Source organism: Klebsiella terrigena (assembly GCF_006539725.1).
GTDB classification, from domain to species: domain Bacteria; phylum Pseudomonadota; class Gammaproteobacteria; order Enterobacterales; family Enterobacteriaceae; genus Klebsiella; species Klebsiella terrigena.
Genome location: NZ_BJNO01000005.1, coordinates 71,093 through 96,342 on the forward strand (window position 1 = coordinate 71,093; position 25,250 = coordinate 96,342).

Sequence of the window (25,250 nt, forward strand, 5' to 3'; positions counted from 1 at the left end):
GTTATCCATGGCCCCGCGAGGGTGAGTGCGGGGCCGGTTATCGCGAATGGTTTTACAGCAGGGCGTGGTCTATTTTGACGATAATTTTACGCAGCGGCGCGCCGGCATCCATGGCGCCCATCGGCCGATGAAGCTCGTCGGGAAACAGAATCGCCAGCTCCTCAGGATGTAAGTGAATCAGCGTTTCGCTGCTAATTTCTGTGCAAAAGCCAATATCATGGGCGTCCTTAAACGGCCCATCCGCGGTGATGGTTAGCCCTTTATTTCCCGCCCCAATAATCTCAGTCCCTGCCAGCACGATATGAATATCGATGTACTGACGATGGTACTCCGGACGCTGTTCCGCCAGCGGGCGCGTCTGGCCTTCGACGACGGTGAAAAACAGGTTATCGCCATCGACCGTGTATTTCCCCGGCGGCAGGGAGTGCGGGTCCTGCTGGGCGACGGCCTGCAGCGCCTGGCGAATAACCGACGGATAGAACGTATTTTTGGCCGCGGCGGCTAAGGTATCAATAATCATGCCGGCATTCCCTGTAGTGATTGAGGCTCAAGTAAATTTAATGACTGCGCCACGATGCTGGCGACGTCGGGGGCAATATCAACGGCTAAAATATCGCGCTCGCTGGCGTCCGGCGCCTCCAGGGCGGCAAACTGGCTGCGCAGCAGCGCCTCCGGCATAAAGTGCCCCTTACGCTGCTGCATCCGCTGCAGAATGCATTCGTACTCTCCGGTCAGCCACAGAAAGCGCAGACTGCCGCTGCCTTCACGCAGCCGATCGCGGTAGCGCTTCTTCAGCGCCGAGCACACCAGCACGCCCGATTCATTCTTCTGCTCAAGGCTGAATATCACGTCCGCGATCCGCTCCAGCCACGGTCCCCGGTCTTCGTCATTGAGCGGCTGGCTGGCGGCCATTTTGACGATGTTCTGCCGCGGATGAAGATCGTCTCCGTCGATAAATTTTGCGCCGAGCGCCTGGGCTAACGCCTGGCCGACGGTGGTCTTTCCGGTGCCTGAGACACCCATCAAAATAATGCATTGCCCTGCCATAATGCGCTCCTTACTTAGACTGCAACCAGCATCCCGCCGTCGACGAACAGCAGATGACCGTTGACGAAATCAGAGGCTTTAGAGGACAGGAACACCGCGGCGCCAACCAGCTCCTGCGGATCGCCCCAGCGGGCGGCCGGCGTGCGCTTGCACAGCCAGTCGGTGAACGCTTTGTCATCAACCAGCGCCTGGGTCATGGCGGTTTTAAAGTAGCCCGGCGCGATGCCGTTGACCTGGACGTTATAGCGCGCCAGCTCGACGCACATGCCGCGGGTCAGCATTTTTACCGCGCCTTTGGCGGCGGCGTACGGCGTGATGGTGTCGCGACCAAGCTCGCTCTGCATTGAGCAGATATTGACGATTTTCCCGCGCTGGCGAGCGACCATCCGCTTCGCCACCGCCTGGGAGACGAGAAATACCGCGGTTTGGTTCACGGAAATAACATCGTTCCATTCCTGCACCGGAAACTCGGTAAACGGATGGCGTCGCTGAATGCCCGCATTATTAAATAATACGTCGATGGCGCCAATTTCTTCTTCGATTTTACCAATGGCCTGCTCGACGGAATCAGCATCGGTAACATTAAATACCGCCGCATGAGCGATGGCACCTTCATCACGTAATTTCATGACCGCATCATCTGCACGGGGGGCAGAAATATCGTTGATAATAATTTCTGCGCCATATTGTGCAAGGCCCTGGGCCATGACAAAACCAATACCTTGCCCGGCGCCAGTAATTAAAATGCGTTTGCCCTGTAAGCTGAAAAGATCTTTCATCTTGATATCCTGATTAACGGCTGAATATAAATGACGGTGTACGCTTTTATTCCTGATTCACGAAAAGGTGAAGCGGAAGAACCTGTGCTCTATCTCACGGATTTTTGCCGGGTAAAACCGTGATCGAGATCACTCAAAACGGTGTTACGAAAAGGGGTTACATTAAACGTGAAGCCGGGCGTAAATTCCCGTTACTCAAGGGGTTAACGAGAGTGAGGTTCGATTCTCTTTTTGTTCATCGGCAGGCATAATAACCTGATGCAGTGGACGTATTTGACGGGCAGGTAGATGAAAGCACAACGCATAACGCTCAATGATATTGCAGCGCTGGCTGGCGTAACCAAAATGACCGTCAGCCGCTATTTACGTACGCCGGATAAAGTTAAACCGGAGACGGCAGAGCGCATCGCCAGCGTAATTGCTGAAATTGGCTACGAGCCCGACCCCGACAACCCGGCGATGATCGGCGCCGTCGTGCCGCGCATTGGCGTACTGATCCCCTCCTTTCATAACCAAATCTTTGCTGACCTGCTGGCCGGTATCGAATCGGTTACCGCCGCGCACGGCTATCAGACGCTGGTGGTGAACTATGATTATGACCGCCAGCGCGAAGAGGAGCAGATAGCCGCCGTACTGGCCTTTAACGTCAAGGGCCTGCTGCTGACCGAATCGGCTCACACCCTGCGGGCCGATAAGTACCTCAATGCGGCGAAAATTCCCGTTGCGGAAGTGATGGGCCTGACCGACAACCCGGGGCGTATCAACGTGGGCTTTGACAACTTCAAGGCCGGTTTCGATATGACCAATATGCTGCTGGCGAGCGGCAAACGGCAGATCGTCTATTTTGGCGCGATGTCCGACGTGCGCGACGAGCAGCGCTACGCCGGCTACTGCGAGGCGATGGAAAATGCCGGGCTGACGGTGGGGCGCATCGCGCCGAATAAGGTGTCGTCGGTATCGATCGGTACCGGGATGATGACCCTGGCGCGCCAGATGTATGCCCGCATGGACGGCATTCTGTGCACCAATGACGATCTGGCTGTTGGCGTGTTACAGGAGTGCCTGGCATCAGGTATCAACGTGCCTGAAGAGCTGGCGATAGCCGGTTTTCATGGCCTGGAAATCGGCCAGATTATCTCCCCGCGTCTGGCGAGCGTCCTGACGCCGCGCTTTGAAATGGGTAAGGTCGCAACCGAGATATTAATCAAAAAAATCAAAGGGCTGCCGACCATTGAAAAGGTCGATCTGCACTATCGCCTGTCGATGGGAGAGACCATATAGCGCCGCCGGCATGGCGATGACGCCGTGTTAGCAGAAAGTTAACGTACTATCCGCTCGAGACCCGCAATCCGCGGGTTTTGTCTTATCGATCACGGACGGTGTAACAGCTATTTTTAACACGATTCAGCGTGATGCAGATCGCAAAACGCTGCGACAAAAACCCGTTTGATAGTGGCTACAGTCGTTATGAAACTTCAAACAGGTGATCCGATGAATAGTGCTATTACCCGATCCGTCCTTTTAGTAGCCCCCGTTATTGAGACCCTACAGGAGCAGCTGGCCGCCGAATTCCCGCTGCTGCGCCTGTATGAGCAGGACGATCCGATCGCCTTTTTGCGCGAGCAGGGGGAGAACGTGGCGGCCGTGGTGACCCGCGGGGACGTCGGCGTGCAGAACGGGGTGCTGGAGCTGCTGCCGCACGTTGGCCTGATCGCTATCTTCGGCGTCGGCACCGACGCGGTGGATTTAGAGTACGTCCGCTCCCGGCAGATTGCCGTCTCCATTACCTCCGGCGTGCTGACCAACGATGTCGCCGATCTGGCGATGGGGCTGCTGCTGGCCGGCTCGCGCCAGCTGTGTCAGGGGGACCGTTTTGTGCGTGAAGGCCGCTGGCTGAACGGCGGCCTGCCGCTGGCAACTCAGGTCAGCGGCAAGCGTATCGGCATTCTGGGGATGGGCAACATCGGCCAGGCCATTGCCCGCCGCGCCCGCGGTTTTGATATGCAGGTGCTTTATACCGACCGTAAGCAGGTTGGCGGACTCGATTATCAGTGGTGCGCCGACCTGCATACCCTGGCCCATGAAAGCGACTTTTTGGTGATCGCCGCCTCCGGCGGTGAAGCCAACCGCGGGATTATCGATGCCTCGGTCTTTAACGTGATGCCGAAACGGGCGTGGCTTATCAATATCGCCCGGGGGGCGCTGGTCGATGAAAAGGCGCTGATTCAGGCGTTACAGGACGGTGTTATCGCCGGGGCCGCTCTCGACGTCTTTGAGGATGAACCGCGGGTTCCCGCCGAGCTGATTGCGCTCGACAACGTGGTCCTGCAACCGCACGTCGCCAGCGCAACCCATGAAACCCGCCAGAAAATGAGCGACGTGGTTTTTGCTAACGTCGCCGCTTATTTTTCCGGTAAGCCGCTGCCTAACGCTATTCATTAATTAGCGCTCTTCTTTTTGTACCCAGCGCTAATGAGAACCTGGTGGGACAGGTTCTTAAATGACAACGATAACCTCTGCATAGAGAGTGCGAAATATGAATGATAAAATTCCCAGCACCCGCTGGCTGCGTATTATTACGCCGGTGTTGATCGCCTGTATTATTTCGTTTATGGATCGGGTTAATATTAGTTTTGCTTTGCCCGGCGGCATGGAAGAGGATTTAGGTATTACCAGCCAGATGGCCGGTGTTGCCAGCGGTATATTTTTTATTGGCTATTTATTCCTGCAAATACCCGGTGGGCGGATTGCGGTTAACGGCAGCGGAAAACGTTTTATTGCCTGGTCGCTGGTAGCCTGGGCGATCGTGTCGGTGGCGACCGGCTTTGTGACCCATGAATATCAGCTGCTGGTTCTGCGCTTTATTCTCGGCGTTTCCGAAGGCGGGATGCTGCCGGTGGTCCTGACAATGGTCAGCAACTGGTTCCCGGAAAAAGAGCTGGGCCGGGCCAACGCCTTCGTCATGATGTTTGCCCCGCTGGGCGGCATGCTGACCGCTCCGGTCTCCGGCGCTATTATTGCCGCGCTCGACTGGCGCTGGCTGTTTATTATCGAAGGGCTGCTGTCGCTGGTGGTGCTGGCGGTGTGGTGGTACATGATTAGCGACCGTCCGGAAGAGGCCCGCTGGCTGCCGGAGAAGGAGCGCGACTATCTGGTCACCACCCTCGCTGCCGAGCGGGCGGCAAAGCTTGCTGAAGATGCGGTGAGCAACGCGCCGGTAAAAGACGTGTTCCGCAATTCCGGACTGATGAAGCTGGTGATCCTCAACTTCTTCTACCAGACCGGCGATTACGGCTACACCCTGTGGCTGCCGACCATTCTTAAAGGGCTGACCGGCGGTAACATGGCCAGCGTTGGCCTGCTGGCGGTGCTGCCGTTCGTCGCCACCCTCGCCGGGATCTACGTGATTTCATTATTTAGCGATCGCAGCGGCAAGCGCCGACTGTGGGTTCGCTTCTCGCTCTACAGCTTTGCCGCCGCGCTGGTGGCGTCGGTGGTGCTGCGCGAACACGTGGTCGCCGCCTATATCGCGCTGGTGATTTGCGGCTTCTTCCTTAAATCGGCCACCAGTCCGTTCTGGTCGATGCCGGGGCGGATTGCCTCAGCGGAAGTGGCCGGCAGCGCGCGCGGGGTGATTAACGGCCTCGGGAATCTCGGCGGCTTCTGCGGCCCCTACCTGGTGGGCGTGATGATCTATCTCTACGGGCAAAACGTGGCGGTCTGCGCGCTTGCCGGATCGTTGCTCATTGCCGGAACCATGACCTTCCTGCTGCCGAAGCGCTGCGACCTTGCGGTCAGCGAGCCCGAGGTCAGCGTCAGCAAGCAGCCACGGAGCGCGTAAGCTAAGGCGACATAAATCACAGTTATCATTGTAAGCGCTTCGATTAACTGACTACACTCTTGCAGATTACAACAAGAGTTAACGCAGGCTAATCAATGATTCTGATAATTTATGCCCATCCCTATCCGCATCACTCGCATGCGAATAAGCGGATGCTTGAGCAGGCAGGGACGCTGGACGGCGTAGAAATACGCTCTCTTTATCAACTTTACCCCGATTTTAATATCGACGTCGCCGCCGAACAGGCGGCGCTGGCCCGCGCGGATCTGGTTATCTGGCAGCATCCCTTACAGTGGTACAGCGTCCCGCCACTGCTGAAGCTGTGGATGGACAAGGTGCTGTCGCACGGCTGGGCCTACGGTCATAACGGCATCGCGCTGCGCGGTAAATCGCTGATGTGGGCGGTCACCACCGGCGGCGGCGAAAGCCACTTCGATATTGGCTCCTTCCCCGGTTTTGAGGTGCTGGCCCAGCCGCTGCAGGCCACCGGCCTGTACTGCGGGATGAAGTGGCTGCCGCCGTTTGCGATGCACTGCACGTTTATCTGCGACGATGAAACCCTCCAGGCGCAGGCGCGCCACTATCGACAACGCTTAATCGAATGGCAGGAGGCGCACAATGGATAGCCATACGCTGATACAGGCGCTGATCTATCTCGGATCCGCCGCGCTTATCGTACCGATTGCCGTGCGTCTTGGCCTCGGCTCGGTGCTGGGGTATTTGATCGCCGGCTGTATTATCGGCCCTTGGGGCCTGAAGCTGGTGACCGACGCCGAGACGATCCTCCACTTTGCCGAAATCGGCGTGGTGCTGATGCTGTTCGTTATCGGCCTCGAGCTTGACCCGCAGCGCCTGTGGAAGCTGCGGGCCTCGGTATTTGGCGGCGGGGCGCTGCAGATGGTGGTTTGCGGGGCGCTGATTGGCCTGTTCTGCATGCTGCTGGGAATGCGCTGGCAGGTGGCAGAGCTTATCGGCATGACGCTGGCGCTGTCGTCTACGGCGATCGCGATGCAGGCCATGAATGAACGTAACCTGACGGTTTCGCAAATGGGGCGTAGCGCCTTTGCGGTGCTGCTGTTTCAGGATATCGCGGCCATCCCGCTGGTGGCGATGATCCCGCTGCTCGCCAGCAGCGGCGGCTCAACCACGCTGTGGGCATTCGCCCTGTCGGCGCTGAAGGTGGCGGGCGCGCTGGCGCTGGTGGTGGTGCTCGGTCGCTACCTGACCCGACCGGTGCTGCGCTTCGTTGCCCGTTCCGGCCTGCGGGAGGTGTTCAGCGCCGTAGCCCTGTTCCTGGTCTTTGGTTTTGGGCTGCTGCTGGAGGAGGTTGGGCTATCGATGGCGATGGGCGCCTTCCTGGCCGGGGTGCTGCTGGCCAGCTCTGAGTACCGTCACGCGCTGGAAAGCGATATTGAACCGTTCAAAGGCCTGCTGCTGGGGCTGTTCTTTATTGGCGTCGGGATGTCGGTAGATTTTGGCACCCTGGTGAGTCATCCCCTGCGCATTTTGATTCTGCTGGTCGGTTTCCTGGTTATTAAAGGCGTCATGCTGTGGCTGATTGCGAAACCTCTCGGCGTACCGCGCGCCCAGCGCCGCTGGTTTGCGGTGCTGCTGGGGCAGGGGAGCGAGTTTGCCTTCGTGGTATTCGGCGCCGCGCAAATGGCCGAGGTGCTGGATAGCGAGTGGGCCAAGGCGCTGACCCTGGCGGTGGCGCTGTCGATGGCGGCGACGCCGATTCTGCTGGTGCTGCTGACCCGGCTGGAAAAATCATCCTCCGGGCAGGAGCGCGAGGCCGATGAGATTGATGAGGAGCAGCCGCGGGTGATTGTCGCCGGCTTTGGCCGCTACGGACAGATTGCCGGCCGCGTGCTGCTCTCCGGCGGCGTGAAGATGGTCATCCTCGACCACGATCCAGACCACGTTGAGACGCTGCGTAAATTTGACATGAAGGTATTCTACGGCGACGCAACGCGGGCCGATCTGCTGGAGTCGGCGGGAGCGGCAAAAGCGGAAGTGCTGATCAACGCCATCGACGATCCGCAGGCCAGCCTGCAGCTGGTTGAGCTGGCGAAAGAGCACTTCCCGCATCTGCAAATTATCTCGCGGGCCCGCGATATCGATCACTATATTCAGCTGCGCCAGGCCGGGGTCGAGGCGCCCGAACGTGAAACCTTCGAGGCGGCGCTGAAATCCGGGCGCATGGCGCTGGAAGCCCTCGGTCTGGGTGCCTACGAGGCGCGCGAGCGCGCCGACCTGTTCCGCCGCTTCAATATCAAAATGGTGGAAGAGATGGTGGAGATGGCGGAAAACGATTCGGCTTCCCGCGTGGCGGTCTTTAAGCGCACCAGCGATATGCTGACCGGCATCATCAACGAAGACCGCACCCATCTGTCGCTTATCCAGCGCCACGGCTGGCAGGGTACGGAAGAGGGCAGGCACACGGGGGACATCGCCGATGAGCCGGAGAATAAACCTTCAGCGTAAGGCATCGCTTAGGGTATAGCGCGTCGTTCTAATCTGGCGGCTCACAAGGCTGACGTGGGCTCGCCAGCAAATCCGAAAATTTTCGTATTCTTTACCCTCCGTCCAGTCGACGAAGTATTATGCTTTCCGTATAGTGGCGGCAATTTTTTGTATTTGGGAAATATTCAATGATCAGTCTGATTGCGGCGTTAGCGGTGGATCGCGTCATTGGTATGGAAAACGCCATGCCATGGAACCTGCCTGCCGATCTCGCCTGGTTTAAACGTAATACGTTAAACAAGCCGGTGATTATGGGTCGTCTGACCTGGGAATCTATCGGTCGTCCGCTGCCTGGCCGTAAAAATATCGTCATCAGCAGCCAGCCAGGGAGTGACGATCGCGTGCAGTGGGTTAAATCGGTTGATGAAGCGATTGCCGCCTGCGGCGACGTTGAAGAGATGATGGTGATCGGCGGCGGCCGCGTGTACGAGCAGTTCCTGCCGAAAGCCCAGAAGCTCTATTTGACGCATATTGATGCTGAAGTGGAAGGCGATACCCACTTCCCGGATTACGACCCGGACCAGTGGGAGTCGGTATTCAGCGAATTCCACGACGCCGACGCGCAGAACTCGCACAGCTACTGTTTCGAAGTTCTCGAACGTCGCTAAGTCCGTCCCCGGTAGCGCCGAGCTTCCTGGAACAGGGCTTCTCAGATTACCCGGATAGCGTGCAGCTATCCGGGATCTTTCTCAGGAGGCAACCGCCTCACCTTCATGCAGATCCTTCTGCCGGTTCGACGGCTGGGTGAAGTACGCCTTGTCTTCCCAGCGCAGGCAGGTGAGATCTCCCCCCCAGCAGCAGCCGGTATCCAGGGCATAAATGCCGTCAGGCGTCCCGCGCCCCTCCAGCGAAGCCCAGTGGCCAAAGGCAATGCTGTACTCGTTCGCTACCGGTCCGGGGATGGCAAACCACGGCTTCAGGGGCGCCGGGGCGTCCTCCGGCGCTTCTTTGGTATACATATCCAGCTGCCCGTTCGGGAAGCAGTAGCGCATGCGGGTAAAGGCGTTGGAGATAAAACGCAGTCGCGCAAGGCCGCTCAGCTCGTTGCTCCAGTTGTTGGGCATGTCGCCATACATGGCATCGAGGAAGAACGGATAGGAGTCGCTGGAGAGCACCGCTTCAACATCGCGCGCGCACTGCAGCGCCGTTGGCAGATCCCACTGCGGCGTGATGCCGGCATGGGCCATCACCAGCTTTTTCTCTTCATCAATCTGCATCAGCGGCTGGCGGCGCAGCCAGTTGAGAAGCTCATCGGCATCCGGCGCTTCCAGCAGCGACTTGAGGCGATCTTTCGGCTTGTTGCGGCTAATGCCGGCGAAGACCGCCAGCAGATGGAGATCGTGATTGCCGAGGACAATACGCACGCTGTCGCCCAGGGATTTTACGTAGCGTAAAACCTCCAGCGAGCCCGGGCCGCGGGCGACCAAATCGCCGGTGAGCCACAGCGTATCGCTGCCGGGAGCAAAAGCAACCTGCTTTAATAATGCGATCAGTTCATCGTAGCAACCGTGAACGTCGCCAATAAGGTATGTAGACATGGTTTTAGTGAATGAGCGTTGGTACTGCGAGACGGAAAACAGGGATGTCGACGGAGAACGGCGCACCGTTCACGTCGATCATAGCGTAATGTCCCTGCATGGTGCCCAGCGGCGTTTCAATAACCGCGCCGCTGGTGTATTGAAACTCCCCGCCAGCGGGAATATGCGGCTGCTCGCCGACAACCCCTTCACCCTGAACCTCAGTCTCACGACCGTGACCGTTGGTGATAAGCCAGTAGCGGCCAAGTAGCTGAACCTGACTCCGCCCCAGGTTGCGGATGGTGACGGTATAAGCGAAGACGTAACGATCGTTTTCCGGAGAAGACTGCGATTCGATATAGACGCTTTGTACCTGTACACAAACTCGGGGCGAATTGATCATGGTTAGCTCTCCTTGGTGGGCGAGTTTTCAGTTAACCAGTTAGCTAGCTGACAATACTGCGCCACGGAAATATTCTCTGCACGTTTCGCCGGGTCGATGCCCAGCTCGGTCAGCACTTCAACGCTGAACAGATTGCCGAGGCTATTACGAATCGTTTTCCGGCGCTGGTTGAACGCTTCGGTGGTGATTCGGCTCAGTACGCGAACCTCTTTGACCGGATGCGGCAGCGTGCGATAGGGCACCAGGCGCACCACGGCGGAATCGACTTTAGGCGGCGGCGTAAAGGCGGTCGGCGGGACTTCAAGCACCGGGATTATCTGGCAGTAATACTGCGCCATGACGCTCAGTCGACCGTACGCCTTGCTGTTCGGACCGGCAACCAGGCGATTGACGACCTCTTTTTGCAGCATAAAGTGCATGTCGGCAATGGCATCAGTATAGCTGAACAGGTGGAACATCAGCGGCGTGGAGATGTTGTAAGGCAGGTTGCCGAACACGCGCAGCGGCTGACCCATGTTCTGCGACAGCTCGCCGAAGTTCATGGTCATGGCATCCTGCTGATAAATGGTCAGCTTTGGCCCTAAGAACGGGTGCGTTTTCAGGCGGGCGGCCAGGTCGCGGTCCAGCTCGATAACGGTGAGCTCGTCCAGACGTTCGCCTACCGGCTCGGTCAGCGCGGCCAGGCCCGGGCCGATTTCGACAATCGCCTGACCTTTCTGTGGATTAATGGCCGAGACAATACTGTCGATCACAAACCGATCGTTGAGAAAGTTTTGCCCGAAGCGTTTACGGGCTAAGTGGCCCTGATGGACTCGATTATTCATTGCGTATTAACAATCATTTTAATGGCGAGATTAAGCGCCGTGATAAAACTGCCGACATCCGCTTTCCCCAGGCCCGCCAGTTCCAGCGCGGTACCGTGGTCAACGGAGGTTCGAATAAAGGGTAAACCGAGCGTAATGTTCACGCCACGGCCGAAGCCCTGGTATTTTAGCACGGGAAGACCCTGATCGTGGTACATCGCGAGCACCGCATCGGCGTGGTCGAGATATTTGGGCTGAAAAAGGGTATCAGCCGGCAGCGGCCCGCTGAGATTCATCCCCAGGGCGCGCATCTCTTCCAGCACCGGAATGATGGTATCGATCTCTTCCGTGCCCATGTGGCCGCCTTCTCCCGCGTGCGGGTTCAGGCCGCAGACCAGCACGTGCGGATGGGCAATGCCAAACTTGTGCCGCAGATCGTGGTCAAGGATGGTGATGACTTCACGCAGCAGGTCGGGGGTAATGGCGTCACTGATCGCTTTCAGCGGCAGATGCGTGGTCGCCAGCGCGACGCGAAGCTCTTCCGTTGCCAGCATCATCACCACTTTACTGGCCTGTGCCCGCTCTTCAAAGAACTCGGTATGCCCGGTGAAGGCGATCCCGGCGTCGTTGATATTGCCTTTATGGACCGGCCCGGTAATTAATGCCGCAAACTCGCCGTTCAGGCAGCCGTCGCAGGCGCGCGCCAGGGTTTCCACCACGTAGCTGCCGTTGCGCACGTCCAGCACGCCGGGTGTTACCGGGGCGTTCAGCGTGACGGGAAGCAGGGTCAGGGTGCCGGCGCGCTGCGGGGCGGCGGGGCGGGACGGGTCGTAGGGCTGAAGCAATAAAGGAAGACCGAGCCGTTGGGCTCGGTCAGATAACAGTGCGCCATCGGCGCAAACCACCAGTTCAACCGGCCAGTCGCGCTGCGCAAGCTGCGCGACGAGGTCAGGGCCAATCCCGGCAGGTTCCCCGGGAGTGATGACAACACGATTCATACACTTCATCCTTCAGGCTATTTCCTGGTTGGCTACGCCGTTGGCGGTTCATCCATGAGCCTTGCCCGTTTGGGGCCGTCGCAGGCAACGTTAGGGAGCGGCATCGCCCCGCGGGCTCATCGGTCGGCCCGGGGGCGCTATGCGCTTGCCGCCCGATACGCGTGGAACGTCTGGCGTATCGGGCGGTAAATTAGTTACTCAGAACTTTGACGTAAGCGCTGGCGCGCTGTTCCTGCATCCAGGTCGCCGCTTCTTCCGAGAACTTACGGTTCATCAGCATCCGGTAGGCGCGATCTTTCTGCGCCGCGTCGGTTCTGTCAACCTGGCGGGTGTCCAGCAGCTCGATCAGGTGCCAGCCAAAGGAGGAGTGCACCGGAGCGCTGGTCTGGCCTTTGCTCATGTGCATCAGCGCATCGCGGAACGCCGGGTCGAAGATATCGGTGGTTGCCCAGCCCAAATCGCCGCCCTGGTTAGCAGAGCCCGGATCTTCAGAAAACTCTTTCGCTGCTTTAGCGAAGGTGGTTTTCCCGCTCTTAATGTCCGCTGCAATCTGCTCCAGCTTGGCCTTCGCCTGGGCATCGTTCATGATCGGCGACGACTTCAGTAGAATGTGGCGAGCGTGGACTTCGGTCACGGAGATATTCTTGCTTTCGCCGCGCATATCGTTGATTTTCAGGATATGGAAGCCAACGCCGGAGCGGATCGGGCCGACGATGTCGCCTTTCTTCGCGGTGCTCAGCGCCTGGGCGAAGATCCCCGGCAGCTCCTGAATACGACCCCAGCCCATCTGGCCGCCTTTCAGCGCCTGCTGGTCGGCAGAGTAGCTGATCGCCAGCTTGCCGAAGTCTGCGCCGCTGCGCGCCTGCTCAACGATAGAGTTCGCCTGCTCCTGCGCGGCAGCAACCTGGTCAGAGGTTGGGTTTTCCGACAGCGGAACCAGGATGTGGCTCAGGTTCAGCTCGGTGCTGGCATCGTTCTGATCGCCAATCTGTTTTGCCAGAGATTCAACTTCCTGCGGCAGCACGGTAATGCGGCGACGCACTTCGTTATTACGCACTTCTGAAATCAGCATCTCTTTGCGGATCTGATTACGGTAGGTGGCGTAGTTCAGACCGTCATAGGCCAGACGGCTGCGCATCTGATCCATGCTCATGTTGTTCTGCTTTGCGATGTTGGCAATCGCCTGATCGACCTGGTCGTCAGAGATTTTCACGCCCATCTTCTGGCCCATCTGCAAAACAATCTGGTCCATAATCAGTCTTTCGAGGATCTGATGACGTAGGGTGGCATCATCCGGCAGCTGCTGGCCGGCCTGGCCGGCATTAAGCTTAACCGATTGCATCAGGCCATTGACGTCGCTTTCAAGAACAACGCCATTATTGACGACAGCCGCTACTTTATCGACCACCTGTGGGGCAGCGAAACTGGTATTCGCGATCATGGCGATACCGAGAAGCAGCGTTTTCCAGTTCTTCATACTTTTTCCATTTCAATTAACCGCAAATGCGGATTACGTTTTAAACCAGCCACATCACAGGGAGTTCTGGTACGGTAAAATGTTCGAACGCAGCATCTGCTGGGTGCCGAGACCGTAGTTGGAGCTCAGGCCGCGTAGCTCAATGTTGATGCCAAAGGTGTTATCGTATTTGCTCTCGCCGTTGCCGTTGTTATCCCAGCCGTTGATCTTACGTTCATAGCCGAGACGAATCGCGTAGCAGCAGGAGTTATACTGCACCCCTAACATCTGGTTGGCGCTCTTTTTGGTATTGGTATCAAAGTAGTATGCGCCGACGACGGACCAGCGATCGACTACCGGCCAGCTGGCGGTCATACCCACCTGAGAAATACCGTTTTTGTACTGCTCAGCGGTTGAATACGAAGGCAGCGTGGCCTGAATGTATTCCGGGCTGGCGTAACGATAGTTAAGTTGGACTAAGCGGTTTTCGTCGCGACGGTATTCAACGGTGCCGTTACCGGTTGCGACGTTATCCAGACGTGTATCGTACTGAATTCCCCCGCGTAAACCCCAGTCATCGGCGATGCGCCAGTAAGTATCTCCGGCCCAAACCAGTGAACCCCTTGTGTCGTTATTCTCCCAGTTGATGTTGTCATCACCGGTACGTGACTCGGTGAAATAATAGATTTGACCAACGGAAATATTAAAACGTTCAACGGCGGCTGCATCATATACGCGAGACGTGACGCCGGTGGATACCTGGTTTGCGGATGCAATACGGTCCAGGCCGCTGTAGGAACGGTCGCGGAACAGGCCGCTGTAGTCCGATTGCAGCAGGGTGGAGTCGTAAGAACCGATGTTGCTCTGGTCGCGATACGGGATGTACAGGTACTGCACGCGCGGTTCGAGAGTCTGGGTAAAGCTCTCCTGCATATCGCGCTCGAAGACCATTTTGCCGTCGATTTTAAACTGCGGCATCACGCGGTTAACGGACTCTTTGTAGTCCGTATTGTTGGCTGCGTTGTAGTCGTCGAGGTTGCTCTGCTGATAGTGGGTCGCCAGCAGCTTGGCTTCGGTATTGATGCTGCCCCAGCCGTTAGACAGCGGCAGATTGATCGTCGGCTCAAAGTGGACGCGGGTCGCTTCCGGCATGTTGCCGTTAGTATTAACGAAGTGCACCGCCTGACCATAAAGATGGGTATCAAACGGACCGACATCGTTCTGGTAGTAGTTAACGTCCAGCTGCGGCTGAGCGGCATAAGAGTTGCTCGAATCGCGGTTAAAGACCTGGAACTGTTTGGTCGACACGGTGGCGTCGAAGTTCTGGTTGACGTAGCCGGCGCTGAATTTCTGCGTGGCGTAGCCGTCGGTACTGGAACCGTATTTCGAGCTGAAATCGTTAAAGTAGTCCGGATCGCTGACCTTGGTGTAGTCGGCGTTAAGGCGCCACACCTGGTCGATGACCCCGGAGTGGTTCCAGTAGAACAGCCAGCGGCGGCTGTTGCTGTCGCTGGAGTGATCGTCCTGGTAGACCTTATCGGACGGCAGGTAGTCAAACTCGAACAGGCCCGTGCCGGCTTTGGTCAGATAGCGGAATTCGTTTTCCCACATCACGCCGCCGCGCTTGTTCATATAGTGCGGCGTCAGGGTGGCGTCGAAGTTAGGCGCGATATTCCAGTAGTAAGGAAGCGAGAACTCGACGCCGTTTTTAGTGCTGTATTTGGCGTTCGGGATCAAGAAGCCGGAACGACGCTTATCCCCGACCGGCAGCTGCAGGTAAGGGCTGTAGAAAATAGGCACGGAGCCGAGCTTAAAGCGCGCGTTCCAGATCTCCGCCACCTGCTCTTCGCGGTCGTGGATAACTTCGCTTCCGACGACGCTCCAGGTGTCAGAACCCGGCAGACAGGAGGTAAAGCTGCCGTTTTCCAGAATGGTGTAGCGGTTTTCACCGCGCTGCTTCATCAGATCGGCCTTGCCGCGGCCCTGACGGCCGACCATCTGGTAGTCACCTTCCCAGACATTGGTATCTTTGGTGTTCAGGTTTGACCAGCCTTTCGGGCCTTTCAGGATCACCTGATTATCGTCATAGTGAACGTTGCCCAGTGCATCGACCGTGCGCACGGGCTGAGGCTGGCCCGCTGCCTGCTGCTGATGAAGCTGAACCTCATCCGCCTGAAGACGGCTATTCCCCTGATTAATGTCGACGTTACCCGTGAACGTGGCATTATCCGGATAGTTGCCCTTCGCATGATCGGCATCGATCGTCACCGGCAGCTCGTTAGTTTTACCTTCAACGAGGGGACGATTATAGCTTGGGACGCCAAGCATACACTGCGTGGCGAGATCGGCAGCGAGGCCCTGTTGGCTATACAAGGCGCTGGCAATCATGGTGGCCAGGAGGCTGGGAATACGTTTTTTCATACGTTGTATTTGTTGTTCCGTCATCTTGTGGCAGCGGCTTGCAAACGGTCAGAGCCTAACGTACTCATCTTCATCGCGCTAGTGTTAATCCTGCCCGTTTCAATCCCGAGCGTTAGGCACCGTGTAGAATGACGAGTATGATAAAGCAAATTATAGGCTATGTCCCACAATTGACCGAAGCGTCAGTGCTTTGTAACGTGCGGTCATATATAGCTTAACTGGCGGCATAAAGTTTGGGGAGTCTATGCAGTATTTGGGAAAAATAATTGGGGTTGCGGTTGCGCTGATGATGGGCGCGGGCTTCTGGGGCGTGGTGCTGGGCTTATTGGTCGGCCATATATTCGATCGCGCGCGCCGTCGGCGGATCAACGTTTTTGCTAACCAGCAGGAGCGACAGTCGCTGTTCTTTTCCACCACCTTTGAGGTGATGGGCCATCTGACCAAATCGAAAGGACGCGTGACCGAAGCCGATATTCACGTTGCCAGCATCCTGATGGATCGCATGAATCTGCACGGCGAGTCGCGCACGGCGGCACAGCAGGCGTTTCGCGTAGGGAAATCTGATGATTACCCGCTGCGCGAGAAAATGCGTCAGCTGCGCAGCGTCTGTTTCGGCCGTTTTGATTTGATTAGGATGTTTCTGGAAATTCAGCTGCAGGCGGCCTTCGCCGACGGCGAATTACACCCTAATGAACGTGAAGTTCTGTTCGTCATCGCTGACGAGCTGGGGATCTCGCGCGCCCAGTTTGAGCAGTTCCTGCGCATGATGCAGGGCGGAGCCCAGTTTGGCGGCGGCTCGCAGCAGCACTCCTCCAGCCAGGGCCGCGGTCAGGCCGGCTGGCAGCAGGCGCAGCGCGGGCCGACCCTTGAGGACGCCTGCAACGTGCTGGGCGTGAAGCCGACCGACGACGCGGCCACCGTCAAGCGCGCCTACCGCAAGCTGATGAGCGAGCACCATCCGGATAAGCTGGTGGCGAAGGGCCTGCCGCCGGAAATGATGGAGATGGCGAAGCAGAAGGCTCAGGATATTCAGAAGGCCTGGGAGCTGGTCAAAGAGCAGCGCGGCTTCTGATTTGCCGACCTCTCCCGCCGGGGAGAGGTTTCAGGACGGGCTCCTGGCGCGGCGGTACATCCGCCGCGGATGGCCAATTTTACCGTACAGCATTTCCACTTCCAGAAAGCCCGTTTCCACGCAGTGCTCCAGGTAGCGGCGGGCGGTCGTTTTACTCAGGCCGGCGTCGTTCACCACCTCATCGACCGAAAAGCAGTGCGCTTCCCGCCCGTTAAACAGGTTCTGCACCAGCGCCAGCGTTTTTTCCTCAATCCCTTTGCTACCGCTATCGGCGCGAAAGTTTTTCGCCTGCAGCTGGTACAGCGAATCAACGTTTTGCTGATCGACAATCTTCCACTCCCTCTGCTGGTCGTAAAACTGAACGAAGCGCTCGAGAGACTGGCTCAGCCGTTTCCAGGAGACCGGCTTCAGAATGTAGTCGAAGGCCCCGTTGCGAATGGCCAGGCTGCAGGTTTCCATGTCGCTGGCGGCGGTAATAAAGATAACCGAGCAGTTGGCGCTTGCCAGCAGCGGGTCGGTCATCAGCGTCACCCCTTTACCGTCGGGTAAATAGTTGTCGAGCAGCACCAGCTGCGGCGGGCTGGCGTTGAGCATCTGCCGCGCCTGGGTGAGCGAGGCGGCCATGCCTGCCAGCCGCATGCGCGGGTGTTTTTGAATCAGCTCGGCGTGCAGTCGCGCCAGCTCGCTCTCATCTTCGACGATCAGAACATCGACCAGGTCATGATGCATAGTGTGCCCCTTGTGGCGGGTGGGCCGGACCGTCGGCGGGAATAAACAGCGTAAAGATGGCCCCGCGCGGCGTGTTATCGGCAACCTCGATGGTGCCGCCAGCCTGAGTGACATAGTGTTCAATAAGATACAGGCCGATGCCGTGATCGCCACGGGTTTTAGTGGTGACGCCGCGTTCGAAAATTCGCTCGCGGATCTCCGGGCGGATGCCGACGCCGCGATCGGCCACTTCAATCATCAGCTCCCGGGCGTTGAGCTGAATCAGCACCTCTACCGGCTCGTGCGGCAGCTCGGCGCGCTGGGTGGCTTCGATGGCGTTATCCAGCAGGTTGCCGATAATCGAGATGAGCTCTGATTCGATTAACGACGGCAGCGGTCGGTCGATGTGGCAGGCGGGGTCGAAGCTCAGCTCGACGCCTTTCTCGCGCGCCCGGGCGGCTTTACCCAGCAGCAGGCCGCAGAGCGTCGGCGAGCTAAAGCGGGATGAAATAAAGTCCAGCAGCTCCTGGGCATGCTCCGACTGCGCCTGAATATAGCGAATGGCCTCGTCGTAGTGGCCCATGTGCAGCAGGCCGGAAAGCGTCGTCATGCGGTTCAGCTGCTCATGGCGCATGATGCGCAGGTTATCGACATAGCGTTTCACCTGGCTGAGCTGGGCGCTAAGGGAGTTGATTTCGTCCCGGTCGCGGAAGGTGATCACCCAGCCCTGCAGCGAGTTTTCCAGCATGATGCGCACCCGGCTGGCGAGGACGGTGAGCTGATTGAAGCGGCATAGCTCGTCGTGCGTGTCGCTTTCCAGCATCTCGCCGCTGGCGAAAAACGGCTGCGGTACGATGACGCTATCGATCGACTGCCCGCGCAGCCGGTGTGCGGGCTGGGTCAGGCCGAGCAGGCTGCGGGCGGCGTGGTTAATGACCTTGATGCGGCGGGTGTGGTCGATAACGATAACCCCTTCATAGATCGATTCCATCATCGCCTTTTGCTGGCGCACCAGCAGGCCGATTTCCCGCGGCTCGAGGGAGAAGATCTGCTTCTTGATGCTGCGGGTGAAGTACCAGGAGAAGATAAACAGCGCAACCAGCAGCAGCACGGCGGCGACGAAGATATTGATGACTTTTTGCAACGTAATGCTGTCGAGGTAGCTGGTCAGATAGCCAACGGAAACAATCCCCACCACCCGGCCCGCGTCGTCACGCACCGGCGCCTTGCTGCGCAGCGAAATCCCGAGCCCGCCTTTGCGGATGGTGGTAATGGTTTTCCCTTCCAGCACCGCCTGATTATCGCCGCCAACCAGCCGGGTGCCGACCCACTCCGGGTGCACGGAGTGGAACAGATGCACGCCCTGCGCGTCGCCAATAACAATAAAGCTGGCGTCGCTGTGGGCGGCGATTTCCTGCATAAAGGCGTTTATCGCCTGCGGATCTTTGCGGGCAACCTGCTGGCGTAAATTGGGCATCAGGGCGATCTCTTCGGCCTGTATTTTGGCGCGAGTGCTCATTTCCTGATAAAGCTGATGGCTGGCATCGAAATAGTAATACACGCCCAGCAGGGCAAAGAGGATCGAGAAAAATGCCACCAGGGAAATAAACAGCTTAAATTGAAAGGAAACTTTCATAGGCCTTGTACAGAGTCTCAGTAAGGCGGGCAAGTCACGAGCGGCCGCTTACGCCGGGGTCAGGGAACAGAATCGATCCGCGAAACCTATTTATAAATGATCTCCAGGGCTGCGACAAAAAACCATAAAAACCACGCTAATAAATCAGAGATATATCACGCCGGGAATAGAAACCATAAAAACCATAGTGCCCATTAAAACTTCATTTTTAATCTGGCGACCCTCACATTAAGTCGGCTTATTCCCCCCTAGTCTGAAGATGAATAATAACTAAAGGGCTAAACCTATGAGCACCACCGACGAAGCATTCTCTGCGACCCTCGACCCCATCGATACCCCAAAGGCCACGCTGAAGCAGCGCTGGTGGCACGTTATGGACAACCGTAAAGTCGGGATTATCCCGCTGCCGCTGTTCCTGCTGGCCGGGGGCTTAATTGCTCTGGACTGTCTGGGCGGCAAGCTGCCGAGCGACATTGTGGTCATGGTGGCGACGCTGGCCTTTTTTGGCTTTGCCTGCGGCGAGTTTGGCAAGCGCCTGCCGGTTCTCGGCAAGCTCGGCGCGGCGGCGATCTGCGCGACCTTTATTCCCTCGGCGCTGGTTCATTACGGCCTGCTGCCGGACGTGGTGGTGGAATCCACCACCAAATTCTACAAGTCGACCAATATTCTCTATCTCTACATCTGCTGCATTATCGTCGGCAGCATTATGAGCATGAACCGCACCACGCTGATTCAGGGGTTCCTGCGCATTTTCTTCCCGATGCTCTGCGGTGAAGTTGTCGGCATGCTGGTTGGCGTTGGCGTCGGGACCGCGCTGGGCCTGGAGCCGTTCCAGGTCTTCTTCTTTATCGTCCTGCCGATTATGGCCGGCGGCGTAGGGGAAGGGGCGATACCGCTGTCGATTGGCTACGCCGCGCTGATGCATATGGACCAGGGCGTTGCGCTGGGCCGCGTCCTGCCGATGGTCATGCTGGGCAGCCTGACGGCGATTGTTATCTCCGGTAGCCTGAATCAGCTGGGCAAGCGCTTCCCGCATCTGACCGGCGAAGGCCAGCTGATGCCGAACCGCAGCAACGAAACGCATCATGAAAGCGTCGGCGACGAAAGCGCTGACGGCAAAACGGACGTGGCGACGCTGGCATCCGGGGCACTGCTGGCGGTACTGCTCTATATGCTGGGGATGCTGGGGCAAAAGATGATTGGCCTGCCGGCGCCGGTGGGGATGCTGTTTCTGGCGGTGCTGCTGAAGCTGGCTAACGGCGTATCGCCGCGCCTGCAGGAGGGCTCGCAGGTGGTGTATAAGTTCTTCCGCACCGCGGTGACCTATCCGATTCTGTTTGCCGTTGGCGTCGCGATTACGCCGTGGCAGGAGCTGGTTAACGCCTTCACTGTCACCAATCTGCTGGTGATTATCAGCACCGTCTCCGCGCTGGTGGCGACCGGGTTCTTCGTCGGTAAAAAAATCGGTATGCATCCGATTGACGTGGCGATTGTCTCCTGCTGCCAGAGCGGCCAGGGTGGGACCGGCGACGTGGCGATCCTCACCTCCGGCAACCGCATGAACCTGATGCCGTTCGCCCAAATCGCCACCCGCATCGGCGGAGCGATCAATGTCTCTCTGGGCCTGCTGTTTCTGAGCCACTTTATGGCGTGATTTAGTTCTGTGCTAACAGGAAAAACTGCTATTTCCCACCACGGGACGAAGAAAATTTCTTTGTCCTGTATCCTAAATTCTGTGCATTTAGCGATACAATCAGCAGCGAAATCCGTTATCGCGACGGCCCCTGCCGCCGTTATTTTATTCAGTGAAGGAGAGGAATTAATGTCCGTGGATACTCCCGCCCGTGCGGGCGCCAGCGTTGAAAACCTGCTGGCGGTGAAAGCGCAGCGTGAAGCTCGTCAGAGCGAGTTGTTAACCCATTATCAGCAGCCGGTTATTTCGCTTACCCTGGTGACGCCGGGCGCGGAGAAAGACAGCATCCGCTATCGCAACATGATGGGCGTGGCGCTGCAGGCTTTCGATCAGCTGCTGTGGAAACACCGTTGGCAAACGCTGGACCGCCAGGTTAAGTGGCTGCCAACCGGGCCGGAAGCGCTGTGGTGCGTTGAGCACTCGGCCAGTGAAATTAACGCGCTTTGCACGGAGCTGACGCAATCCCATCCGCTGGGGCGTTTATGGAATATCGAAGTGATTTGCCCGACGGAGGGCCTGCAGGGCCGCTCGTCTGCCGCTGAGAGCAACGATCGCCACCCGCAGCAGTCGGCCGCTCACGTAGAGCAGATGATTGACGCGTGGTTTGCCCGCGACTAACGGATGATAGCGTGAGGAGCCCCGTTCCTGCTGCGCTTAGCGCAGGGGCGGGGAGGGTAGCCCGGGCAAGGCGTTTAAACCGTCGCCCGGGAAATCAGAAGTTAGCAACCCGTCGTCAGAAGTCGACCGGCGCGCGGAAGGTCATCGCGTTGCCGAAAGCGGGATGGGTGATAGTCAGCATCTCCGCGTGCAGCAGCAGGCGTGGGGCCATGGCCAGCGCTTCCGGCGTCGCATAAAAGCGGTCGCCGAGAATCGGATGACCGAGGGCCAGCATATGCACGCGCAGCTGGTGCGAGCGCCCGGTAATCGGCTTCAGGCGCACGCGGGCGCTGTTATCGTCCGCGTACTCCAGCACCTCATACTCGGTTTGCGCCGCCTTGCCGGTTTCGTAGCACACCTTCTGCTTAGGCCGGTTCGGCCAGTCGCAAATCAGCGGCAAATCCACCAGACCTTCTGCTTTCTGCGGGTGACCCCACACGCGGGCGACGTACTGCTTCTTCGGCTCACGCTCGCGAAACTGACGCTTCAGCTCGCGCTCTGCCGCTTTGGTCAGCGCCACCACAATCACGCCGCTGGTGGCCATATCCAGCCGGTGAACCGACTCGGCCTGCGGAAAGTCGCGCTGCACGCGCGTCATCACGCTGTCTTTATGCTCCTCCAGGCGCCCCGGCACGGACAACAGGCCGCTCGGCTTGTTGACCACCATAATGTGCTCATCCTGATAGAGAATGACCAGCCAGGGATCCTGCGGCGGATTGTAGTTTTCCATCGCCATATTCGCGTTCCGTTACTGGTGAGTGACGACGATTAAGCGCAGCGCATCGAGACGCCAGCCGGCCTGGGCCAGCGCATCCATCACCTGCTGACGGTTGCTCTCAATGGCCGACAGTTCGTCATCGCGGATGTTCGGGTTCACCGCCTTAAGCGCTTCCAGACGCGACAGCTCCGCCGACAGCTTGTCGTTAGCCTCATCGCGCGCCGCGTCGATCAGCGCCTGAGCGGCTTTCGCGACCTGCGCTTCGCCGAGCTGGAGGATCGCGTGAACGTCCTGCTGTACCGCGTTGACCAGCTTGCTGCCGGTATGGCGGTTAACGGCGCTCAGCTGGCGGTTGAAGCTCTCAAACTCCACCTGACCGGCGAGGTTGTTGCCGTTCTTATCCAGCAGCATGCGCACCGGCGTAGCCGGCAGGAAGCGATTAAGCTGCAGCTGCTTCGGCGCCTGCGCTTCGACGACATAAATCAGCTCGAGCAGCAGCGTGCCGACCGGCAGCGCCTTATTCTTCAGCAGCGAGATGGTGCTGCTGCCGGTATCGCCGGAGAGGATCAGGTCCAGACCGTTGATAATCAGCGGATGCTCCCAGGTGACGAACTGCGCGTCTTCGCGGGAGAGCGCGACGTCGCGCTCGAAGGTGATGGTGCAGCCGTCTTCTGGCAGGCCCGGGAAGTCCGGAACCAGCATATGATCGGACGGGGTCAGCACGATCAGGTTCTCGCCGCGATCGTCCTGGTTGACGCCGACGATATCAAACAGGTTCATGGCAAAGGCGATCAGGCTGGTGTCGTCATCCTGCTCTTCAATGCTTTCGGCGAGCGCCAGCGCCCCTTCGCCGCCGTTGGAGTGGATCTCCAGCAGGCGGTCGCGGCCCTGCTCCAGCTGCGCTTTCAGCGCGTCGTGCTGCTGGCGGCAGGATTTAATCAGCTCGTCGAAGCCGTCGGTGGTTTCCGGCGCGGCAAGATAGTTAATCAGCTGGTCATGGACGCTATCGTAAACGGTACGGCCGGTCGGGCAGGTGTGCTCGAAGGCATCAAGCCCTTCGTGATACCAGCGGACCAGCACCGACTGGGCGGTTCTTTCCAGGTACGGCACGTGGATCTGAATATCGTGCGCCTGGCCGATACGGTCCAGACGGCCAATACGCTGCTCCAGCAGATCCGGGTTAAACGGCAGATCGAACATCACCAGGTTGCTGGCGAACTGGAAGTTGCGGCCTTCGGAGCCAATTTCAGAACACAGCAGCACCTGCGCACCGGTGTCCTCTTCGGCAAACCACGCGGCGGCGCGGTCGCGTTCGATGATCGACATGCCTTCGTGGAAGACCGCGGCGCGAATACCTTCACGCTCGCGCAGCACCTGCTCCAGCTGCAGCGCGGTGGTGGCTTTCGCGCAGATCACCAGCACCTTCTGCGAACGGTGGCTGGTCAGGTGGCCCATCAGCCACTCGACGCGCGGGTCGAAGTTCCACCAGGTTCCGCTATCGCCTTCAAACTCCTGATAGATCTGCTCCGGATAGAGCATATCGCGAGCGCGCTCTTCGGCGGTTTTACGCGCGCCCATAATGCCGGAGACCTTGATGGCCGTCTGGTACTGCATCGGCAGCGGCAGGCGAATGGTGTGCAGCTCGCGTTTCGGGAAGCCTTTGACGCCGTTACGGGTGTTACGGAACAGAACGCGGCTGGTGCCGTGGCGGTCCATGAGCATGGAGACCAGCTCCTGACGCGCGGACTGGGCTCCGTCGCGATCGCTGTTGGCGGTCTGCAGCAGCGGCTCGATATCCTGCTCGCCGATCAGCTCGCCAAGCATGTTCAGATCGGCATCGCTCAGCCTGTTGCCTGCCAGCAGCAGAGCGACGGCGTCGGCGACCGGGCGGTAGTTCTGCTGCTCTTCAACGAACTGGGCGAAGTCGTGGAAACGGTTTGGATCCAGCAGGCGCAGACGGGCGAAATGGCTCTCCATCCCCAGCTGCTCCGGCGTGGCGGTCAGCAGCAGGATCCCCGGCACGCGCTCGGCCAGCTGTTCAATCGCCTGATATTCACGGCTCGGCGCCTCTTCGCTCCACACCAGGTGGTGCGCCTCATCGACGATCATCAGGTCCCATTCGGCATCGCACAGGTGCTCAAGGCGCTGCTTGCTGCGGCGAACAAAATCCAGCGAGCAGATAACCAGCTGCTCGGTTTCAAACGGGTTGTAGGCATCGTGCTGCGCTTCGGCATAGCGCTCGTCGTCAAACAGCGAGAAGCGCAGGTTGAAGCGGCGCAGCATTTCGACTAGCCACTGGTGCTGCAGGGTTTCCGGAACGACGATCAGCACGCGCTCGGCGGCGCCGGCAAGCAGCTGCTGATGCAGGATCATCCCGGCTTCGATGGTTTTACCGAGCCCGACTTCATCCGCCAGCAGCACGCGCGGGGCGTGGCGACGGCCAACGTCGTGGGCGATGTGCAACTGGTGCGGGATCAGGCTGGTGCGCTGGCCGCGCAGGCCGCTCCACGGCATCCGATACTGCTCGCTCTGATATTTACGCGCGCGGTAGCGCAGCGCAAAGCGGTCCATACGGTCGATCTGCCCGGCGAACAGGCGATCCTGCGGCTTGCTGAAAACCAGCTTGCTGTCGAGCAGCACTTCACGCAGGACCACGTTGGCTTCTTCGGTATCCAGACGGGTACCGGTATAGGCCAGCAGGCCGTTCTCTTCATTTACTTCGTCAACCTGGAGCTGCCAGCCTTCGTGGCTGGTGATGGTGTCGCCCGGATTAAACATCACGCGGGTGATCGGGGAGTCGTTGCGTGCGTACAGACGATTTTCGCCGATGGCGGGGAAAAGAAGGGTAACCATGCGCGCATCCAGCGCTACGACCGTCCCTAATCCCAGTTCGCTCTCTGTGTCGCTAATCCAGCGTTGACCAAGTGTAAAAGGCATATGTGTTCGGCTCTTTAGTTCTTAAATTGCAGGCAATAGTT

22 protein-coding genes are annotated in these 25,250 nt (G+C 58.4%); 9 read left to right on the plus strand and 13 right to left on the minus strand.

From position 1 onward, the window contains the following. Window positions 1-52: 52 nt before the first annotated feature. The 3 genes from RTE01_RS08460 to idnO are packed head-to-tail and all read right to left on the minus strand — an operon-like array spanning window position 53 to window position 1,826. A complete protein-coding gene (locus RTE01_RS08460; protein WP_134525236.1) occupies window positions 53-520 on the minus strand; it encodes a YhcH/YjgK/YiaL family protein in 468 nt (155 codons plus the stop codon). Then, a complete protein-coding gene (locus RTE01_RS08465) occupies window positions 517-1,047 on the minus strand; it encodes a gluconokinase (RefSeq protein ID WP_041144001.1) in 531 nt (176 codons plus the stop codon). The genes RTE01_RS08460 and RTE01_RS08465 overlap by 4 nt, the downstream gene beginning before the upstream one ends. A 14-nt stretch (window positions 1,048-1,061) precedes the next feature. Beyond that, window positions 1,062-1,826 (minus strand): gluconate 5-dehydrogenase, encoded by a 765-nt coding sequence (gene idnO, locus RTE01_RS08470; protein WP_123552706.1) that lies wholly within the window; start codon window positions 1,824-1,826, stop codon window positions 1,062-1,064. Window positions 1,827-2,114: 288 nt separating this feature from the next. On the opposite strand from idnO, the gene RTE01_RS08475 reads away from it, so the two are divergent. The 6 genes from RTE01_RS08475 (at window position 2,115) to folA (ending at window position 8,798) form a co-directional block, all read left to right on the plus strand. After that, complete coding sequence (locus RTE01_RS08475) at window positions 2,115-3,107, plus strand: LacI family DNA-binding transcriptional regulator (RefSeq protein WP_123552709.1); 993 nt, start codon at window positions 2,115-2,117, stop codon at window positions 3,105-3,107. Between the two features lie 210 nt (window positions 3,108-3,317). Next, window positions 3,318-4,268 (plus strand): 2-hydroxyacid dehydrogenase, encoded by a 951-nt coding sequence (locus RTE01_RS08480; RefSeq protein WP_141334905.1) that lies wholly within the window; start codon window positions 3,318-3,320, stop codon window positions 4,266-4,268. A gap of 94 nt (window positions 4,269-4,362) precedes the next feature. Beyond that, on the plus strand, window positions 4,363-5,667 hold the full coding sequence (locus tag RTE01_RS08485; RefSeq protein ID WP_134525238.1) for an MFS transporter: 1,305 nt from the start codon (window positions 4,363-4,365) through the stop codon (window positions 5,665-5,667). Between the two features lie 95 nt (window positions 5,668-5,762). After that, entirely contained in the window at window positions 5,763-6,293 is a 531-nt protein-coding gene (kefF, locus tag RTE01_RS08490; RefSeq protein WP_041144006.1) for a glutathione-regulated potassium-efflux system oxidoreductase KefF, read from the plus strand. Continuing rightward, on the plus strand, window positions 6,286-8,151 hold the full coding sequence (gene kefC, locus RTE01_RS08495) for a glutathione-regulated potassium-efflux system protein KefC (RefSeq protein ID WP_041144007.1): 1,866 nt from the start codon (window positions 6,286-6,288) through the stop codon (window positions 8,149-8,151). The genes kefF and kefC overlap by 8 nt, the downstream gene beginning before the upstream one ends. Window positions 8,152-8,318: 167 nt before the next feature. Continuing rightward, window positions 8,319-8,798: a type 3 dihydrofolate reductase gene (folA, locus tag RTE01_RS08500; RefSeq protein ID WP_041144008.1), complete on the plus strand. Its 480-nt coding sequence runs from the start codon at window positions 8,319-8,321 to the stop codon at window positions 8,796-8,798. 81 nt (window positions 8,799-8,879) lie between these two features. Here the strand turns inward: folA and apaH are convergent, their stop codons facing one another. From apaH to lptD, 6 genes are all read right to left on the minus strand, one after another. Continuing rightward, complete coding sequence (gene apaH / locus RTE01_RS08505) at window positions 8,880-9,728, minus strand: bis(5'-nucleosyl)-tetraphosphatase (symmetrical) ApaH (protein ID WP_041144009.1); 849 nt, start codon at window positions 9,726-9,728, stop codon at window positions 8,880-8,882. A 4-nt stretch (window positions 9,729-9,732) separates the two neighbouring features. After that, a complete protein-coding gene (apaG, locus tag RTE01_RS08510; protein ID WP_041144010.1) occupies window positions 9,733-10,110 on the minus strand; it encodes a Co2+/Mg2+ efflux protein ApaG in 378 nt (125 codons plus the stop codon). Between the two features lie 2 nt (window positions 10,111-10,112). Beyond that, on the minus strand, window positions 10,113-10,934 hold the full coding sequence (gene rsmA / locus RTE01_RS08515; RefSeq protein ID WP_041144011.1) for a 16S rRNA (adenine(1518)-N(6)/adenine(1519)-N(6))-dimethyltransferase RsmA: 822 nt from the start codon (window positions 10,932-10,934) through the stop codon (window positions 10,113-10,115). Next, window positions 10,931-11,920 carry a 4-hydroxythreonine-4-phosphate dehydrogenase PdxA gene (gene pdxA, locus RTE01_RS08520; protein ID WP_041144012.1) on the minus strand — a complete coding sequence of 330 codons (990 nt, stop codon included), beginning with the start codon at window positions 11,918-11,920 and terminating at the stop codon, window positions 10,931-10,933. The genes rsmA and pdxA overlap by 4 nt, the downstream gene beginning before the upstream one ends. Before the next feature lie 181 nt (window positions 11,921-12,101). Further along, window positions 12,102-13,388 (minus strand): peptidylprolyl isomerase SurA, encoded by a 1,287-nt coding sequence (gene surA, locus RTE01_RS08525; RefSeq protein WP_041144013.1) that lies wholly within the window; start codon window positions 13,386-13,388, stop codon window positions 12,102-12,104. A 54-nt stretch (window positions 13,389-13,442) separates the two neighbouring features. Beyond that, the gene (lptD, locus tag RTE01_RS08530; protein ID WP_041144014.1) at window positions 13,443-15,788 is read right to left on the minus strand and encodes an LPS assembly protein LptD; all 2,346 of its coding nucleotides are present in this window, start codon (window positions 15,786-15,788) and stop codon (window positions 13,443-13,445) included. Window positions 15,789-16,032: 244 nt separating this feature from the next. Between lptD and djlA the strand changes: the two genes are divergently transcribed. Further along, on the plus strand, window positions 16,033-16,860 hold the full coding sequence (djlA, locus tag RTE01_RS08535) for a co-chaperone DjlA (RefSeq protein ID WP_041144015.1): 828 nt from the start codon (window positions 16,033-16,035) through the stop codon (window positions 16,858-16,860). Between the two features lie 30 nt (window positions 16,861-16,890). On the opposite strand, the gene RTE01_RS08540 is transcribed toward djlA, so the two are convergent. Both RTE01_RS08540 and RTE01_RS08545 read right to left on the minus strand, forming a co-directional pair. Beyond that, on the minus strand, window positions 16,891-17,589 hold the full coding sequence (locus RTE01_RS08540) for a response regulator (protein WP_041144016.1): 699 nt from the start codon (window positions 17,587-17,589) through the stop codon (window positions 16,891-16,893). After that, on the minus strand, window positions 17,579-19,204 hold the full coding sequence (locus tag RTE01_RS08545) for an ATP-binding protein (protein ID WP_123552716.1): 1,626 nt from the start codon (window positions 19,202-19,204) through the stop codon (window positions 17,579-17,581). The genes RTE01_RS08540 and RTE01_RS08545 overlap by 11 nt, the downstream gene beginning before the upstream one ends. A gap of 286 nt (window positions 19,205-19,490) precedes the next feature. On the opposite strand from RTE01_RS08545, the gene RTE01_RS08550 reads away from it, so the two are divergent. Together RTE01_RS08550 and citX are read left to right on the plus strand one after the other, a co-directional pair. After that, window positions 19,491-20,858 (plus strand): 2-hydroxycarboxylate transporter family protein, encoded by a 1,368-nt coding sequence (locus RTE01_RS08550; protein ID WP_134525239.1) that lies wholly within the window; start codon window positions 19,491-19,493, stop codon window positions 20,856-20,858. A gap of 168 nt (window positions 20,859-21,026) precedes the next feature. Further along, a complete protein-coding gene (citX, locus tag RTE01_RS08555; RefSeq protein WP_041144019.1) occupies window positions 21,027-21,515 on the plus strand; it encodes a citrate lyase holo-[acyl-carrier protein] synthase in 489 nt (162 codons plus the stop codon). A gap of 115 nt (window positions 21,516-21,630) precedes the next feature. Here citX and rluA read toward each other — a convergent pair whose 3' ends face one another. Both rluA and rapA read right to left on the minus strand, forming a co-directional pair. Next, window positions 21,631-22,290 (minus strand): bifunctional tRNA pseudouridine(32) synthase/23S rRNA pseudouridine(746) synthase RluA, encoded by a 660-nt coding sequence (rluA, locus tag RTE01_RS08560; RefSeq protein WP_041144020.1) that lies wholly within the window; start codon window positions 22,288-22,290, stop codon window positions 21,631-21,633. 12 nt (window positions 22,291-22,302) lie between these two features. Continuing rightward, complete coding sequence (gene rapA, locus RTE01_RS08565) at window positions 22,303-25,209, minus strand: RNA polymerase-associated protein RapA (protein WP_115193578.1); 2,907 nt, start codon at window positions 25,207-25,209, stop codon at window positions 22,303-22,305. Window positions 25,210-25,250: the final 41 nt, after the last annotated feature.